At 71.0% G+C, this 14783-nt stretch carries 11 protein-coding genes and 1 pseudogene; 3 read left to right on the top strand and 9 right to left on the bottom strand.

What is annotated here, in order from left to right:
• Positions 1–111: 111 nt before the first annotated feature.
• The 5 genes from ACZ4WS_RS41875 to ACZ4WS_RS41855 all read right to left on the bottom strand — a co-directional run bounded on the left by ACZ4WS_RS41875 (position 112) and on the right by ACZ4WS_RS41855 (position 6107).
• Positions 112–759, bottom strand: a complete 648-nt coding sequence (locus ACZ4WS_RS41875; protein ID WP_467988539.1) for a cysteine hydrolase family protein — start codon at positions 757–759, stop codon at positions 112–114.
• A gap of 74 nt (positions 760–833) precedes the next feature.
• Complete coding sequence (locus ACZ4WS_RS41870) at positions 834–1829, bottom strand: ABC transporter permease (protein WP_467988538.1); 996 nt, start codon at positions 1827–1829, stop codon at positions 834–836.
• A gap of 33 nt (positions 1830–1862) precedes the next feature.
• Positions 1863–2723 carry an ABC transporter permease gene (locus ACZ4WS_RS41865; RefSeq protein WP_467988536.1) on the bottom strand — a complete coding sequence of 287 codons (861 nt, stop codon included), beginning with the start codon at positions 2721–2723 and terminating at the stop codon, positions 1863–1865.
• Positions 2720–4543, bottom strand: a complete 1824-nt coding sequence (locus ACZ4WS_RS41860; RefSeq protein ID WP_467988534.1) for a dipeptide ABC transporter ATP-binding protein — start codon at positions 4541–4543, stop codon at positions 2720–2722. The genes ACZ4WS_RS41865 and ACZ4WS_RS41860 overlap by 4 nt, the downstream gene beginning before the upstream one ends.
• Before the next feature lies 1 nt (position 4544).
• Positions 4545–6107 carry an ABC transporter substrate-binding protein gene (locus ACZ4WS_RS41855; RefSeq protein WP_467988532.1) on the bottom strand — a complete coding sequence of 521 codons (1563 nt, stop codon included), beginning with the start codon at positions 6105–6107 and terminating at the stop codon, positions 4545–4547.
• 332 nt (positions 6108–6439) lie between these two features.
• Here ACZ4WS_RS41855 and ACZ4WS_RS41850 point away from each other — a divergent pair, with 332 nt between their 5' ends.
• Positions 6440–7729: a metal-dependent hydrolase family protein gene (locus ACZ4WS_RS41850; protein ID WP_467988530.1), complete on the top strand. Its 1290-nt coding sequence runs from the start codon at positions 6440–6442 to the stop codon at positions 7727–7729.
• Positions 7726–8559: a TetR/AcrR family transcriptional regulator gene (locus ACZ4WS_RS41845; protein ID WP_467988528.1), complete on the top strand. Its 834-nt coding sequence runs from the start codon at positions 7726–7728 to the stop codon at positions 8557–8559. The genes ACZ4WS_RS41850 and ACZ4WS_RS41845 overlap by 4 nt, the downstream gene beginning before the upstream one ends.
• 471 nt (positions 8560–9030) lie before the next feature.
• Here the strand turns inward: ACZ4WS_RS41845 and ACZ4WS_RS41840 are convergent, their stop codons facing one another.
• The 3 genes and pseudogenes from ACZ4WS_RS41840 to ACZ4WS_RS41830 all read right to left on the bottom strand — a co-directional run bounded on the left by ACZ4WS_RS41840 (position 9031) and on the right by ACZ4WS_RS41830 (position 12053).
• Positions 9031–9252: an SRPBCC family protein gene (locus ACZ4WS_RS41840; RefSeq protein ID WP_467988526.1), complete on the bottom strand. Its 222-nt coding sequence runs from the start codon at positions 9250–9252 to the stop codon at positions 9031–9033.
• 528 nt (positions 9253–9780) lie between these two features.
• Positions 9781–11701: pseudogene (locus ACZ4WS_RS41835) on the bottom strand (DUF4118 domain-containing protein); the annotation flags it as partial.
• 82 nt (positions 11702–11783) lie between these two features.
• Entirely contained in the window at positions 11784–12053 is a 270-nt protein-coding gene (locus ACZ4WS_RS41830) for a hypothetical protein (RefSeq protein ID WP_467988525.1), read from the bottom strand.
• A gap of 229 nt (positions 12054–12282) precedes the next feature.
• Between ACZ4WS_RS41830 and ACZ4WS_RS41825 the strand changes: the two genes are divergently transcribed.
• Complete coding sequence (locus ACZ4WS_RS41825) at positions 12283–13305, top strand: S66 peptidase family protein (RefSeq protein WP_467988523.1); 1023 nt, start codon at positions 12283–12285, stop codon at positions 13303–13305.
• A gap of 1170 nt (positions 13306–14475) precedes the next feature.
• On the opposite strand, the gene ACZ4WS_RS41820 is transcribed toward ACZ4WS_RS41825, so the two are convergent.
• Positions 14476–14783 (bottom strand): DNA-directed RNA polymerase subunit alpha C-terminal domain-containing protein (locus ACZ4WS_RS41820; RefSeq protein ID WP_467988522.1); only part of this gene is annotated, 308 nt, incomplete at its 5' end.

The raw sequence follows: 14783 nt of genomic DNA, 5'->3' as shown, positions 1-14783 counted from the left end.
TTGTTTTGTTCTTTTCCTCCCCCCCCGTGGGGGCTCCCCCCCCCCCCCCCACCCCCCCCCCTCCCCCCCCCCCCCCCCCCCCCCCCCCACCGGGGCGGATGCGGTCGTGGGTCAGGCGGAGCGGCCCACAAGGTGGGTCCGGTCGGCGCGGGCCACTTCGGGGTTGGGCTCCGCGGATTCCAGCCACCGCAGGACTTCCGCCTGTTCGACGAGCGCGTCCCGCTGGAGGTAGTGGACGGCCCGCAGCGCGGCGTCGTGGGCCTCCTGGGTGGACCCGCCGACGCAGTCGGTGACCACGCGCACCCGGTAGTCGTGCTGGTGGGCGTCGACGGCCGTGTAGTGCACGCACACGTCGGTGAGCCCGCCGATGAGGATCACGGTCTCGGCCCGGTAGGCCTTGAGCACGATCTCCAGTTCGGTGCCGAAGAACGCCGAGTAGCGGCGCTTGCGGATCAGGAACTCGTCCGGGCGCGGTTCCAGGCCCTTCGACAGCGCGGTCTCCGGCCAGCCTTCGATGCAGTGCGGTCCCTCGGCGCCGTCGAGTTCACGGCCGATGTCCACCAGGTTCGGCTTGTGGACCTCCTGGATCCAGACGACGGGGATGCCCTGTTCGCGGGTGCGGCGGATCAGCTCGCGTACCCGCGGCGTCCGCTCGGCGCGTCCCTCCATGTGCGGGATCTCCGTGCGCGACGCGGACTGCTCGACATCACCGCCCTGGATGTCGACGACGATCAGGACGGCGTTGCCGGCTACGTTCATCTGGATCTTCCCTCTCTCCGTGCGGACACCGGCCGTTGGGCCCGTGTCCGGGTGTGTGCAGGTGGGTGTGGCGGCTAGGCGAGCGCCAGTCGGCGGTCCGCCAGGACCTGGAGGACGTCGACGACGGCGTTCACCGCGACGTAGACCACGCCCAGCAGCAGCGCGACCCCGGTGATGCCCGGCAGGTCGGCGGCTGCGACCGAGCTGTCCAGGTAGGAGCCGACGCCCGGCCAGTCGAAGATCTTCTCGACGACGACCAGTCCGGCGAGCAGGGCGCCCGCCTGGATGCCGACCATCGACAGGGCGGGCCCGAGTGAGTTGCGGACCGCGTGCCGCAGCAGGACCGCCCGCTCCGTCAGGCCGGCCGCGCGGGCGGTCCGGGCATGGTCGGCCTCCAGGTTGGCGGTGAGCCCGTCGGCCAGGACCCGTCCGATCGCCACGGCGGGGGCGATCGCCGCGCACAGCGCGGGCAGCACAAGATGCGTGGCCGCGTCGCCGAAGACGTCGAACCGCCCGGCCAGGAGGCTGTCCAGGAGCAGGAAGCCCGTGGGCCCGGTGGGGGCGTCGCGGAAGGACGTCCGTCCGCCGGACGGCAGCCAGCCGAGGTGGCCGTAGAAGACGAGCAGCGCCACCATGCCCAACAGGAAGGTCGGTGCCGCGGCACCGGCGAACAGCACGCCGCGCAGGACCGCGGAGCCGCGTCGGCGCATCGCGGTGAGGTAGGCGAACACGGTGCCGAGGAGCACGGCGACGAGCAGGACGCAGCCGGCGAGTTCGAGGCTCGCGGGCAGGACGCCGGCAAGGTCGGAAGCGACGGGGGTGCGGGTACGCAGCGAGTTCTGCAGGTCCCCGTGCAGCAGCCCCGACAGGTAGTGCAGATAGCGGGGAACAAGGGGTTCGTCGAGTCCCAGGCGGACGCGGGCGGCGTCGACCGTGGCCGGGGAGGCGTTCGCGCCGACGTACGCCTTGGCCGGGTCGACGCCGGACATCTCCTGGAGTGCGAACAGGGCCACGGTCAGGGCGAGCAGGACCCCGGCCGTCGCCACGGCGCGGCGCAGGACGAATTTCACAGTGTCAGTCCTCTCCGGGACGGGCGGGCGGGTTCATCGGCGACGCAGCATGTCGCGGACGGCGTCGCCGGCGTAGTTCGCGACGAGGGCGAGGAGCATGACGGCGACGCCCGGCACGATCGGGACCCACCAGGCCGTCAGCAGGTACTGCATGCCCTGCGCGGCCATGGCGCCCAACTCCGGTGCGGGGGCGGGCGAGCTGAGGCCCATGAAGGACAGCGCGGACAGGGCGACGAGGAGTCCGCCGACGTCCAGGCTGGCGGCGATCACCACGGTCGAGCGGACGCCGGGCAGCAGATGACGGGTGACCCGGCGTCCCCAGGGCACCCCGGCCAGCCGGGCCGCCTCCAGGTGCGGCCGGGCGGCCCAGGCGCGGATCTCGCCGCGAACGAGCCGCGCGTACATCGGCCACCACACGACGGCGATGCCGATCAGCGCGCTGCGGTAGCTCGCGCCGAGGGAGGCGGCGACGGCCATCGCGATGACGAGTCCCGGCAGTGCCAGGAACAGGTCGGTGATCCGCATCAGCAGCCCGTCCACCCAGCCCGGCAGGGCGCCCGCGAGGACACCGATCAGTCCGCCGGCCAGGACACCGGAGGCGATGACGATGACGGCGGCGAACAGGCTGGCCCGCATGCCGTACAGGGCGCGGGCGAGCAGGTCGTAGCCGAGGGCGTCGGTGCCGAGCAGATGGCCGGCGCTGCCCGGCGGCAGGAGGGCGTCGCCGGATCGCAGGACGGGGCTGTGCGGGGCGAGGACCGGAGCGAGCAGGGCCAGCAGGACGAGCAGCGCGAGGGCCCCGAGCGCCGCCCGGTCCGCGGTGGTACTGCGGGTGCGGACGGCCTCGGCGTACGTCCGGCGCCGCCCGGCCACCAGTGGGTTGAGCGTGGTCATCGGGCACCGCCTGTCGCGGCGGCCGGGCCGGGCGTGGGCCGGCGGTGACGGGAGCCGGGGACGGCGTCGAGGAGGGCGCGGGTGTACTCCTCGGCCGGGGCCGAGCAGATCCGCTCGGTGGGTCCTTCCTCTACGATGCGGCCCGCGCGCATGACGGCGATCCGGTCGGCGACGATCCGGGCGGCGGCCAGGTCGTGGGTGACGAGGAGGATCGACATGCCCAACTCCCTTCGGAGCCGCCCGAGGAGGTCGAGCACGGTCGCGGCGAGGGACACGTCCAGGGCGGAGGTGGGCTCGTCGCACAGCAGGACCCGGGGCGGCACGATCACCGCCCGCGCGATCGCCGCCCGCTGGCGCTGGCCGCCGGACAGCTGGTCGCCGCGGGCCTCCGCGGTGGCGGCGGGCAGGCCGACGGTTTCGAGTACGTCCGCGACGGCCGCCCGGCGTTCGGCGCGCGTCAGCCGTCCGGCCGTCAGAGCCAGCCGTTCGTCGAGCATCTCGCCGACGGTGCGCCACGGAGTGAGGGAGGAGCCGGCGTCCTGGAAGACCATCTGCGGAGTACTGCCGAGCACGCCCACCTCGCCCGAGGTGGGATTGTCCAGGCCGGCCACGATCCGCAGCAGCGTCGACTTGCCGCAGCCGCTCTCGCCGACCAGCGCCACCGACTCGCCCTGGGCGACGTCGAGGTCCACGCCGCGCAGTGCGTGCAGTTCCCTGCGGGCCCACGGGGGTCCGGAGCGGAAGACCCGGGCCGCCCCGCGCAGTCGCACCGCGAGGTCGCCGCCGATGACCGGCTCGGGCCATCGGTCGGGCAGGTCGCGGTCGGTGCGCGGTGCGTGACCGCTCGTCAGTACCCCGTTCGCGTCCACGGCCCGGCCGCGCCCGCCGCCGGCCAGTTCGGTCACGGTGCGCGGCCGGGGCGGCCGCGCGTCCTCCGCCCGTACGTCCTCCGCCTCGTCCCCCGTCGGGCGGCCCAGGGTGAGCGGCCGGTCCCGTGGGGTGTCGAGGTCGATCCGTGAGGCCAACAACCGCCGGGTGTAGGGGTGTCGAGGGCGCTGGAAGATCTCGTCCGCGGTGCCCTGCTCGACCAGGCCGCCCCGGTACATCACCACGATCCGGTCGCTGATCCGGGCGGCGACACCCAGGTCGTGGGTGACGAACACAACGGCGCAGCCGATGTCGTCGCGCAGGGACAGCAGCAGGTCGAGGACCTGTGCCTGGACCGTGACGTCGAGCGCGGTGGTGGGCTCGTCGGCGACGATCAGGGAGGGTTTGCGGGCGACAGCCAGGGCGATCATCACGCGCTGCCGCAGGCCGCCGGAGAGCTGGTGCGGGAAGGCCTTGAGCCGGGCCTCGGGGTCGGGCACACCGACGTCCGCCAGCAGCCGCATCCGTTCGGCCCGGTCGGGTGCCACCTCGGCCAGCTGGGCGCCGATGGTCATGGTCGGGTCGAGCGAGGTCATCGGGTCCTGGAAAACGGCCCCGACATGCCGACGGCGCACCCGGCGGCGGGCCTCGTCCCCGGCGGCGACCATGTCGGTGCCGGCCAGCAGGACCGAGCCGCCCACCTGCGGCCGGGAGCGGTGGGGCAGCAACCCCATCAAGGCGAGGCCCAGCACGCTCTTGCCCGAGCCGGACTCCCCCACCATGGCGACGATTTCACCCGGGTGCACGTCGAGGCTGACGCCGCGCACGGCGTGGACGGTGCCCTTGTCGCGGGTGAGACGCACACTGAGGTCGCGCACCGACAGAGTGGGCCGCTCGTCCTGTGTCGTCACGTCGTCCGTTCCCGTCAGGTCCGAGGTCGTGTCGGGCGCCATGTCAGGAGCGGCCGAGGGCGGCGAAGTGCAGGACGTTGTACTCCAGCAGGTTCTGGGCCTTCCGGGTGCCGCTGATGCCCGGGGCGGTGAGCAGAGTGGTGTTCAGCGAGCCGATGGAGAACCAGTTGCGCGAGTCGATGACCGAGCGGGCGACGGGTCCGTACGCGGACTCGTCGGTGGTGGTCAGGGCCTTGTCGAGGCCGGCATCGAGGCCGTCGACCTCGGCTCCGAAGAGGTCCAGGCCGCCCTTCGGGGTGTAGATGATGCGGCCCCAGGAGTCGGGGTGGCCTGCGTCCGGGAAGACGGAGAAGACGGCCAGGTCGGGAGCGGCGGAGAGATCGTCGGTCAGCTTGTAGATGGTGCCCGCGGCGTAGGCGACGGCCTCCGCCTTGAGTCCGGCGCTGTTCATCCGGGAGGCGAGTTCCTCGGCGACCGCCTTGCCGTCGGCGCTGCTGCCGGCGTAACCGATGCGGACGGTGCGGCCCTTGGCGGGGGCGGACTCGGCGATGCCGACGAGTGCGTTCTTGTCGTAGGTGATGCCCTGCTCGTCGAGTGCGGAGTCCAGCATGCCCTGGGGGAACAGCTGGCCGGTGGGTTCCTCCAGGCTGCCCATGGCGGAGGACAGGATGCCCTTGGTGTCGATGCCTGTGAAGAGGCGTTTGCGCTGCTCGGCCGAGGTGAAGGCCTTCGACTTCGGGTTCACGTAGACCATCTGCGTGGTGAGGTTGGGGAAGGTGCTGGTCTTGACGGTCTTGCTCTTGGCGTAGGACTCGAAGGCCGTTTTGTTGAGGTTGCCGAGGATGGCGTCGATCTCGCCGCGCTCCAGCTCCAGTTGGCTCGCGGAGGCGTTCTGCGAGATCTCCAGCTCGACGGTGCCGAACCCCGGCTTGGCGCCCCAGTAGTCGTCATAGGCGGTGAGTTCGTAGCGGCTGCCGGTCTTGGCGGAGGCCAGTTCATACGGTCCGGTGCCGGCGTCATGGCTGGTGAGCCAGGTCTGGGCGTGGTCCTTGCCGGCGTGCTTCTCAAGGACGCTGGGGCTGATGAGCTTCAGGCCGAACGGCGAGGCGAGGTAGTCCAGGAACGCCGAGTTGGGCGCGGACAAGGTGAGGACGGCCGTGCGGTCGTCGGGCGTGGCGACCTTGGTAACGTCGGCTGTCATGTAGGCGGGTCCGCCGTCGACTTGGGCACGGCGCTTGATCGCGTCCGCCACCGCCTTGGAGGTGAGCGGGGTGCCGTCGTGGAAGGTGACGCCGTCGCGGAGGGTGAAGGTGTAGGTGAGGCCGTCCTTCGAGACCTTCCAGGCGGAGGCGAGCGCGGGGACGATCTTGGCCGTGCCGGTGCCGTCCTCGTACTTGACCAGGCCCTCGTAGGTGTTCTGGATGATGTTCAGTCCGGGGCCGTCGTAGTTGATGTCGGGGTCAGGGGGCGTCGTGTAGGTCTGCACGACGGCCGCGGTGAACACGTCCTCGCCCCCGGCGGCCCCGGCCTGACCGGCCGAACATCCGGTGAGCGCGAGGACGGCGGCCACGGCGGCGGCGAGGCCGACCCGCAGCCCGCTTTGCACGGGGGCACGGTCCCCGTGCATGGGCGTGGCCGGGAAGGCGGTTCTGGCGCTGGATCGCATCAGGACCCTCTCGTGGAAGAGGCCCCGGCGGGCGGGCCGCGCGGAGGACTCGGGGATTCCTGTCAGTGACCGAAAACTAGGCGCGAGAGCGTCGACAAGGGTTTCCCGGGGGTTGCCGAGCATTGCCGGGCGGTAAATTCTGTCAGCGATAGAAAACCCCTCGGCCTGTTGGTACGGTGACTCCGCCCGGACCGGAAGTGCTGTGCCCCGGCGGGTGTTCGGGACCGACATCCGTCCCGGGCCGCCCGCATCGACCACGGAGGAGGACGCACGTGCGGCAGGACGAGTACGCCACCGCCCCCGCGCTGCTGCTGAGGAACGTCACCGTCGTCGACGGCTCAGCGGAAAGTCCCGTGCCCGGGCGGGACGTTCTGGTGGAGGGCGACCGGATCCGCGCGGTCGCGCCCACCGGCACCCTGGACGTGCCCGCGGTGGTCTCCCCCGCGCGGCTGCGGATCCTGGAGGCCCCCGGACGCACGGTCCTGCCCGGCTTCTTCGACTGCCACGTGCACGTGAGTACCAGTCCGGAGGCGGCCCGCTTCGACACCGTGCTCGCGCCGGAGAGTCTGCTGACGCTGCGTTCGGTGCCCGCCCTGTCCGCGACGCTCGACGCCGGCATCACCTCGGCGCGGGATCTCGCCGGTGCCGACTCCGGATTCCGGGACGCCCTCGACGCCGGCTATGTGCGCGGCCCGGCGCTGCAGATCGCCCTGCGGATCCTCAGCATCACCGGCGGCCATGGGGACTGGCGGACCGTCAGCGGTACGCCGCTCGACTCCGGCCCGGGTGCGGGCGCGGTCGCCGACTCCCCGGACGAGTTCGTCCGGGCCACGCGCGAGGTCGTGCGCCAGGGCGCCGACTGGGTCAAGGTCGCGGCGACCGGAGGCATGACCGGCCCGCGCCGCGCACCGGAGTCCGGCGGGCTGACGGAGGCCGAACTGCGCGCGGTCGTCACCGAGGCGGAACGCCACGGCGTGGTGGGCGTGGCGGCACACGCCCAGGGTGCCGCCGGCATCTCGGCCGCGGTACGGGCCGGCGTACGCAGCATCGAGCACGGCTATCTGGTGGACGACGCTACGCTGGAGGAGATGGGAGAGCGGGGCACGTACCTCGTCCCCACCCTGTCCGCGCTGACCCGTACCGTACGCCAGGACGGGCCTCCACGCCTGGTGGAGCAACGCCGACGGCTGCGGGAGACGGCACTCGAACGCCTGTCGGTCGCGCTCACCAGCGGCGTGCCCGTCGTGCTGGGGACCGACGCCGGCATCGCGCCGCACGGCCGGAACCTGCGCGAACTCGCGCTGCTGGTACGCCTGGGCCTCTCCCCCGCCGCCGCCATCGCCGCGGGCACCTGCGTCGCGGCCCGGATGTGCCGGCTCGACGACGAGGTGGGCACGGTGCGTGCCGGGCTGCGGGCCGACCTGGTGCTGACCGACGTGGATCCGCTGACCGACATCGCGGCGCTCGGCGAGCTCGACGCGATCCGGACCGTGATCCAGGGGGGCCGCGTGGTCAAGGACGTGACGAGTGGCCTCGGCGCCGGACAGGAGCGAGCCGCGTGACGCACGACGCCGATGAGACGGGAGCCACCCCGGCACCACAGCCGTCCGCCCCCGCACCGCAGCGGTCCGCCGCCGGAAAGCCGGGCCGTCCGCGCTCCGCGCCCAAGCAGCGCAACGGGCTCAGCACCCGGGAGGAGATCCTCCAGGCGGCGTCACGGCTGTTCGGCGAGCAGGGGTACGGCAAGACCACGACCCGTCAGATCGCCGAAGCCGTGGGCATCAAACAGTCGACGATGTACTACCACTTCGCCGACAAGCGAGCGATCCTCACCTCACTGCTCTCCAGCACCGTCACTCCGGCGCTGGAGTTCGCGGACTGGCTGGCGGAACAGGACCTCGACCCCGTCGTGCGGGTCTGCGCCCTGGTCGCCTTCGACCTCGAGACCCTGCTGCGCGACCGGCTGAACCTCCATGTCGTCTACCACTTGCCGGAGCTGGAGGAGGACGACTTCGTGCCGACCCGCTCCGCGCAGACCGTCCTGCGGGACGCATACCGAGAGTTCGGCCGCGCCGCCCTCGCCACGCTGCACCCACCCGAGCAGGCCGCCGACCTCGCCCGCGACGTGGACCTCGTCTTCGCCCTGGTGGAGGCCTCGGTGTCACAGCGTCAGTGGGGCGGAGAGGGGGACCGCGCACGCTACGCGGAGTCGGCGGTGCGGGGATCACTCCGGCTGCTCGGCGTCGACGGCTCCGCCGTCCCCGACATCATCACCCGCGCCGAAGCCGCGCTGGCCCGCTACCGCTCCACAGGGCGCACACCGCACCTCGGGCGCAAGGACGCGGCTCCGGGTCCGGATTCGGGTCCCGCTACCAGATCACGCCCCCGGTGATCGAGAAGGCTTGACAAACCCCATTGACAAGCCACTTGGGTCTTCAGCTCTTCAACCTCGGACTGCCTGAGCCTGGTGTTCCCATGTGAGCAGGTCGTAGGTCCGCCCCTTATCAGCAACTGTCTCGGGTTCTGTGTCGGTGAGGCGGAAGCCTGCGGATCGGGCCACCGCGACGCTGGGCTGGTTGTCGGGTTCGATCTCCAGGATCACTGCCCGGATGCGACGTCCTTGCGGGGCGACCCGCCGTGGAGACTCTGGTCCGCACGATCCGCGCTCGGTTGAGCCTCCGTTGCCGCGGAGGCCCAGCCACACAACAAACTCGGCCTCGATACCGCATTGACGGGCCTGCCCTGCCACGCGTGGAAACTCGCGCCGCAGAGGCCACTGGGGCGACGCCCCCCAGCTCATACCAGTCCGCGAACGCATCTGCGGCCCGTCTCAAGGGCGGGCTGCCCGATGTTTTCCGGCCGCTCACCGCCCTTGTTCCACATACTCCTTGAAATGCCCCAGATCGCTGCGGACGAGCCGTTCGACCGCGTTCGCCTGAGCGAATCCCTTCGGCCCGCCGAACGTCTCCCTGATGGTGTCGGGGTCGTACTCGAGCCGTGCCTGGACCCGGGTGTGATTCTGGTCGATCGGCTGCAGCGAGAAGGAACCCGTCAGTTCCGGGGCACCCATGGTGTGCCACTCCATCGCGCGTTCTCCTCTGCGGTCGGAGACCTGGGCCTCGAATTCCCGGGCCGGGCCGCCGGCCTCGACGTCCAGATGCGCTCGGCCCCCGCCTCCGTACGGGCGTCACGCACTCCTTCCACGAAGCGTGAATAGTTCTCCACCCGGTGAAGGCTGTCCCAGGCCTTGTCGATCGGAACTCCAACATCGACGTGTTCTTCGAGGGTGCTCATGGCTGACCTCCACGTTTACGACTTGGAGAGCGATACCAGGGCGCCGAGACCCACCTCGCCATCGCCGGGCTGGTCTCCGATCGCTCCGCCCGGCGGGCGACCTGCCGCAAGCCCAGCACCGAACTGGTGCTCGCCCGACCGGCCGCCTGCTGAATCACCCGCCAGCCAACCCGACAGGCCAGCACGCTTCCCAAGGTCGTTGGCTCATGACGCATGGCCTTCTGCTTCCAGTGTGCGCCCCGGCACCGGCCGGCCGACTGACTCGGCCGCGCCGACTGCGAGCGACGCCGCCACCTTCACGTTCGATGGACACGACCACCACGCCGATGCCGCGAGGGGCGTCGCCGTAGCGCTGGAAGGGCTCGAAGATGCGGTCCTTGGCCTCGTCCGGGACGCCCGGCCCGCGGTCCACGACGCGGACCTCCGTCCGGTCGGCGATGGCGCTCGCCGACACCAGGACCGGCTCGTCGTCGGAGCTGTCCTTCACCGCGTTCTCGACAACGTTGGCGACCGACCGCTCCAGCAGGCCCTTGTCGACGGCGACCATGAGCAGGGTCTCGGGAATGTCCAGGACGACGGTCCTCTCCGGGTCCGGTATGCCGCCGAGGGCCATGGGGGCCACCTCGTCGAGGTCCACTTCACGGATCAGCGGGGTGACGATGCCGGTCTGGAGGCGGGACATGTCGAGGAGGTTGTCCACCAGGTGTTCGAGGCGGTCGGCGCCCTCCTCGATGGCCGCGAGGAGTTCGGCCTGGTCCTCCTCGGACCATTCCACGTCGTCCGAGCGCAGGCAGGAGACCGATGCCTTGATCCCGGCGAGCGACGTGCGCAGGTCGTGGCTGACGGCGCCCAGGAGGGCGGTGCGGATGCGGTTGCCCTCGGCCAGTTCCTTGGCCTGGTCGGCCTCGGACTGCAGACGCTGGCGGTCCAGGACGACCGCCGCCTGGGCGGCGTACGCGGCGAGGATGGGGCGGTCCTCGGCCGGCAACACGCGGCCGGTCAGCGCGAGCGCCACGTGGTCTCCGACCGGTACGTCCACGTCTGCGTCTTCCGGCCGCTCCAGCTCGCGTTCCAGGCCCGCCCGGCCCGCGCATGTCCACGGCGCCACGTCGCTCTCGCGTTCCAGCAGCGCCACCGACTCCGTGCCGAAGGTCTCCCGCACCCGCTCCAGCCGGCCTCGAAACCGGTCTCGCCGCGCAGCACGTTGCCCGCCAGGAAGGAGAGGATCTCGGACTCGGCCCGCAGCCGGGTGGCCTGGTGGGTGCGCCGGGCGGCGAGGTCGACCACGGAGGCCACCGACACGGCTACCACCACGAAGACCGCGAGAGCGAGGATGTTCTTGGGGTCGGCGATCGTGATGCGGTGCACCGGCGGGGTGAAGTACCAGTTCAGCAACATCGAGCCGACGGCGGCGGAGACCAGCGCGGGGATCAGTCCGCCGAGCAGGGCGGCGGCCACCGTGAACGTCGGGAACAACAGCATGTCGTTCGCAAGCCCGAGGTCCGGGGTGACGCTGGTCAGCAGCAGGGTCAGCAGCACCGGGCCGCCGACGCCCGTCAGCCAGCCCCGGATGAGGCGGGCGCGGCCGAGCCGCGCGCCCCGGGCTACCGCGAGGCCGCGGCCCTTGCCCGCCTCGTCGTGCGTGATGAGGTGGGAGGTCGGGGCCCAAGCCGCGGGCCACCGTCGCGCCGACGCCCGGGGCGAAGATGTACTGCCAGGTCTTGCGGCGGGAGACGCCGAGGGCTATCTGAGTGGCGTCGACTCCCTCGGGCGAAGTCGAGCAGGGCGCCCGGGATGTCGTCGCCGACGACGTGGTGGAAGGTGCCGCCCAGTTCCTCGACCAGACTGCGCCGCACGGCGAGCTCCTGGGGGGCGCCGAGGCCAGGCCGTCACTGCTGGCGATGTACACGGCCAGCACCTCGCCGCCCGCGCCCTTCGCCGCCAGGCGGGCGGCGCGGCGGATCAGCGTGCGGCCCTCCGGACCGCCGGTCAGGCCGACTACGATCCGCTCCCGCGAGCCCCAGATCTTCGAAACCTGGTGCTCGCTGCGGTACTGCCGCAGGTACTCGTCGCCCCGGTCAGCCACCCAGAGGAGGGCCAGCTCGCAGCGCGGTCAGATTCCCGGGCCGGAAGTAGTTCGACAGGGCCGCGTCCACCTTGTCCGGCTTGTCGATGTTGCCGTGCGACATACGGCGGCGCAGTACCGGAGGCGACATGTCGACCAGCTCGATCTGGTTGGACAGCGCACGATACGCCGCCGCAGCAACGTGGCCAGGGACCGGGCATGGCGACGCAGCGACGTCAGGGTACTCGGCGCGCCGGTCAGGTTTCCATCACGGCATCGCAGTCGGGGCAGACCGCGGATGCGTACTCCTCGGGATACCACTGCGTCTCAGGGTGCTCAGAGGGCTTCCAGCAGGTTGTCGCCATGGCGAAGGTGTCCTTGCCGCAGAGGGTTCGCGGTCCAGTCGCGGTGGGCTCCCCCGGGACAGTGGGCGCCGCGTGCACGCGGCGGACGGACCGTTCCTCGCCACGCGGTACGCGCGTGTCCACGGCCTTGTCGAGCTCGTACACGACGACGATCTCGCCCATGACTCCACGATAGGCGGCTGTACGCCCGATCCGACGGCAGCAGCCGGCCGGGCGGGCGGCTACGGAGGCGCGTCTGCTGGTTCGAGGCGGGCCACCTCGAACTCCATTCGGACCTCGTCGGCCAGCCGCAGCGCTCCCAGGAACGCGGTGCATGGCTTGATTCCCCGGTCGACATCCTCCCCCTCTTAAATGTGTCGCGTGTTGTTGCGCGTGTCGGGATACTGCGTCGGTGACCGGTTCTGCACTGCCTCAACTGCTTCGACCTCGTGCCCTGAGGCCCGGAGATCTCGTCGTTATCGCATCGCTGTCCGGGCCGCTCCATGCCGCTTACGAGCCCGACCTCGAGCAGGCGGTGGTCGTGCTCGAGCGGATGGGATTCCGCGTGCGTCGGGCACCGCTACTCGAAGCTGGGCGGCACCATTGGTGGAGCGCGGCTACGCCGGCGGAGACCGCCAGGGAATTCAATGCTCTTCTGCGTGATCCTGAGGTGCGCGCCATCATCGCGCATGACGGCGGCCAGACGGCGCTCGGCTACCTCGACCTGATCGACGTCGAGGCGATCACTGCCGACCCCAAGCCGATCCTCGGCTACAGCGACATCTCGCTGCTGCATCTGGTGCTCTACGCGCGCACGGGTCTGGTCGGCTTCCATGCCGACTTGGCCACCCCTGGACTCGGCGGGCACTGGCAGGCCGCGCCCGCAGCACGCAGAGCGGAACTTGAAAAGCTCTACTCGACGCTGCTGACCGGTACGGAGCCGATCGGTGCGCTGCCGGCCACCCCGTCGTGGGAGTGCTGGCGTGCCGGTCGCACCGAAGGCCGGCTGATCGGCGGGGTGATTAATCGCATCGTGCTGGCGCAGGCGACGCCTTACGCGCTGCCGCTCGAATGGTTCGACGGCGCGGTGCTGTTCTGGGAGGAAGTGGGCGGCCAAGCATCGTATGTGTGGAGCTATCTACAGGTACTGCGGCACTGCGGCATCCTCGATCGAATCGCCGGCATGGTCGTGGGTATCCCGTACGCGATCGACGGACTCGACTCGCCCGACGCGTCCCCGACCCTGCCCGAGATAGTCCTCGACGTCCTCGGCGACCGTGACATCCCGGTCCTGGGCAACGTCGAGTTCGGACACGCCGGCCCGAATCTGCCGATGCCGGTCGGCATCCGCGTCGCCCTGGACTCGCAGCAGCGGACATTGTCGCTGCTCGAACCGGCGGTACGCCCGCTCGCGGTGACCGGACCGGGCGGCTGAGCAACGCGGATCAGTTTCTTCATGGGGCCGGCCCAACCTGCTGGCAGTCGGATGCTGATTGACTTTCGGGTGACCATCACCCGATCGGTGGCCACTCTGAAAGAGCTCATGGTCTGCTCGCTGGGGTTGCGCAAGAGTCCGTTCAGGAGGGCGTCCGTCGCCTCGGCGACAGCAGGGTTCGTGTGTCGGGCGAGTGGCATCGCGCCACTGATGGCTTTGTTCACGGCTGTGGTGACTTCGACGACGGCGCGGTTGCGGGGGCCGTCCATGTAGGCGATCAGCCAGGCGGCGCGCGCAGCGAAGGCCGATGTGATCATTCCGCCCGGTTGCGTCAGGGCGGGGAGGAGTTGAGCGGCGGCGAGCGTGACCGCTCGGATCACGGAGCTTGTGCCGTTCCAGCAGCGGTCGTTCGCGTGGCCGGCGATGCGGGCGGCCACGATGGTGCTGGCGAACAGGTCAGCTTGCGTCTCGAGCTCCGCTCGCGCCTTCTCGTCCTCTTGCTTCTTCCTCTGGAAGTTTGTGAGGGCGGCACCGAGCCAGATGCCGAGGAGTGCGGCGGCGATGTCTGCGAGGGAGATCCAGTGTTCCGCTTTCACCGCCCCAGCATGGGGGTGTCGCTGGGGGCTCCGTCTGGGAGTTGGCGCAGGTGGGGTGTGTGCTGGGCACACCTGGGCTCCGGATCATGAGCATGTACCAGGATCCTCGCCGCGTCCGGATCGCTGCCAGCCCCGATGAGTCCGCGGTGATCGAGATCGACGGTCATGACGGGACACGGACGCTGTCGCCACCGGCGACATGGACACCCTGGCCGCGCACGCCGGGTAGCTGGAGGCGGCCCGGGGGCGCTACAGAATGCAATGGACAACACCGACGTGCTGCTGAACATGCTCAAGTCGGCAGGTCTGTGGGGCTCTTGAGGCGCTACGCTGAGCGGAGCCGTCCCGGTGGCTTCCCCCGTGCCACCGGGACGGCTTTCGTGCGTCCGGGCTCAGGCCGTGCCGTCGGCCGCGTCGGCCTCGGCGAGGGTGCGATAGACGGTGGCGGCCGTTCTTGCCGGAGGTGATGACGAGCTTCAGGGCGATCTGCGGCACAGGCACGCCGTTGGCCGCTAAGGGCTCGTCATGTGCCTGGCCGCTCCAGGAGTGGCTGCCGCGCGACTCGGCGCGGCGTTCAGTATTGCTCGGTCTCGACGAAACTCGCGTCCGCGTTATCGTCCGCGCCGAAGGCGGCGGCGGTCGGGTCGAATCCGGGCGGGCTGTCCTTGAGGGCCAGGCCCAGGCCGGCCAGCTTCGCCTTGACCTCGTCGATCGACTTCGCACCGAAGTTGCGGATGTCGAGCAGGTCGGCCTCGGAGCGCGCCAGCAGCTCACCCACCGAGTGGACGCCCTCACGCTTGAGGCAGTTGTACGACCGAACGGTGAGCTCGAGCTCCTCGATCGGCAGGGCGAGATCAGCGGCGAGGGCGGCGTCCGTGGGGG

The sequence above is a fragment of the Streptomyces sp. NPDC029292 genome (genome assembly GCF_055569295.1).
This window is presented reverse-complemented; position numbering and strand designations above follow the sequence as displayed.

Bases quoted from the DNA above. Each gene is read 5' to 3' on its own strand.
- ACZ4WS_RS41875 (WP_467988539.1), bottom strand. From the start codon at position 759: ATGAACGTAGCCGGCAACGCCGTCCTGATCGTCGTCGACATCCAGGGC.
- ACZ4WS_RS41865 (WP_467988536.1), bottom strand. From the start codon at position 2,723: ATGACCACGCTCAACCCACTGGTGGCCGGGCGGCGCCGGACGTACGCC.
- ACZ4WS_RS41860 (WP_467988534.1), bottom strand. From the start codon at position 4,543: ATGGCGCCCGACACGACCTCGGACCTGACGGGAACGGACGACGTGACG.
- ACZ4WS_RS41840 (WP_467988526.1), bottom strand. From the start codon at position 9,252: ATGGAGTGGCACACCATGGGTGCCCCGGAACTGACGGGTTCCTTCTCG.
- ACZ4WS_RS41830 (WP_467988525.1), bottom strand. From the start codon at position 12,053: ATGGGCGAGATCGTCGTCGTGTACGAGCTCGACAAGGCCGTGGACACG.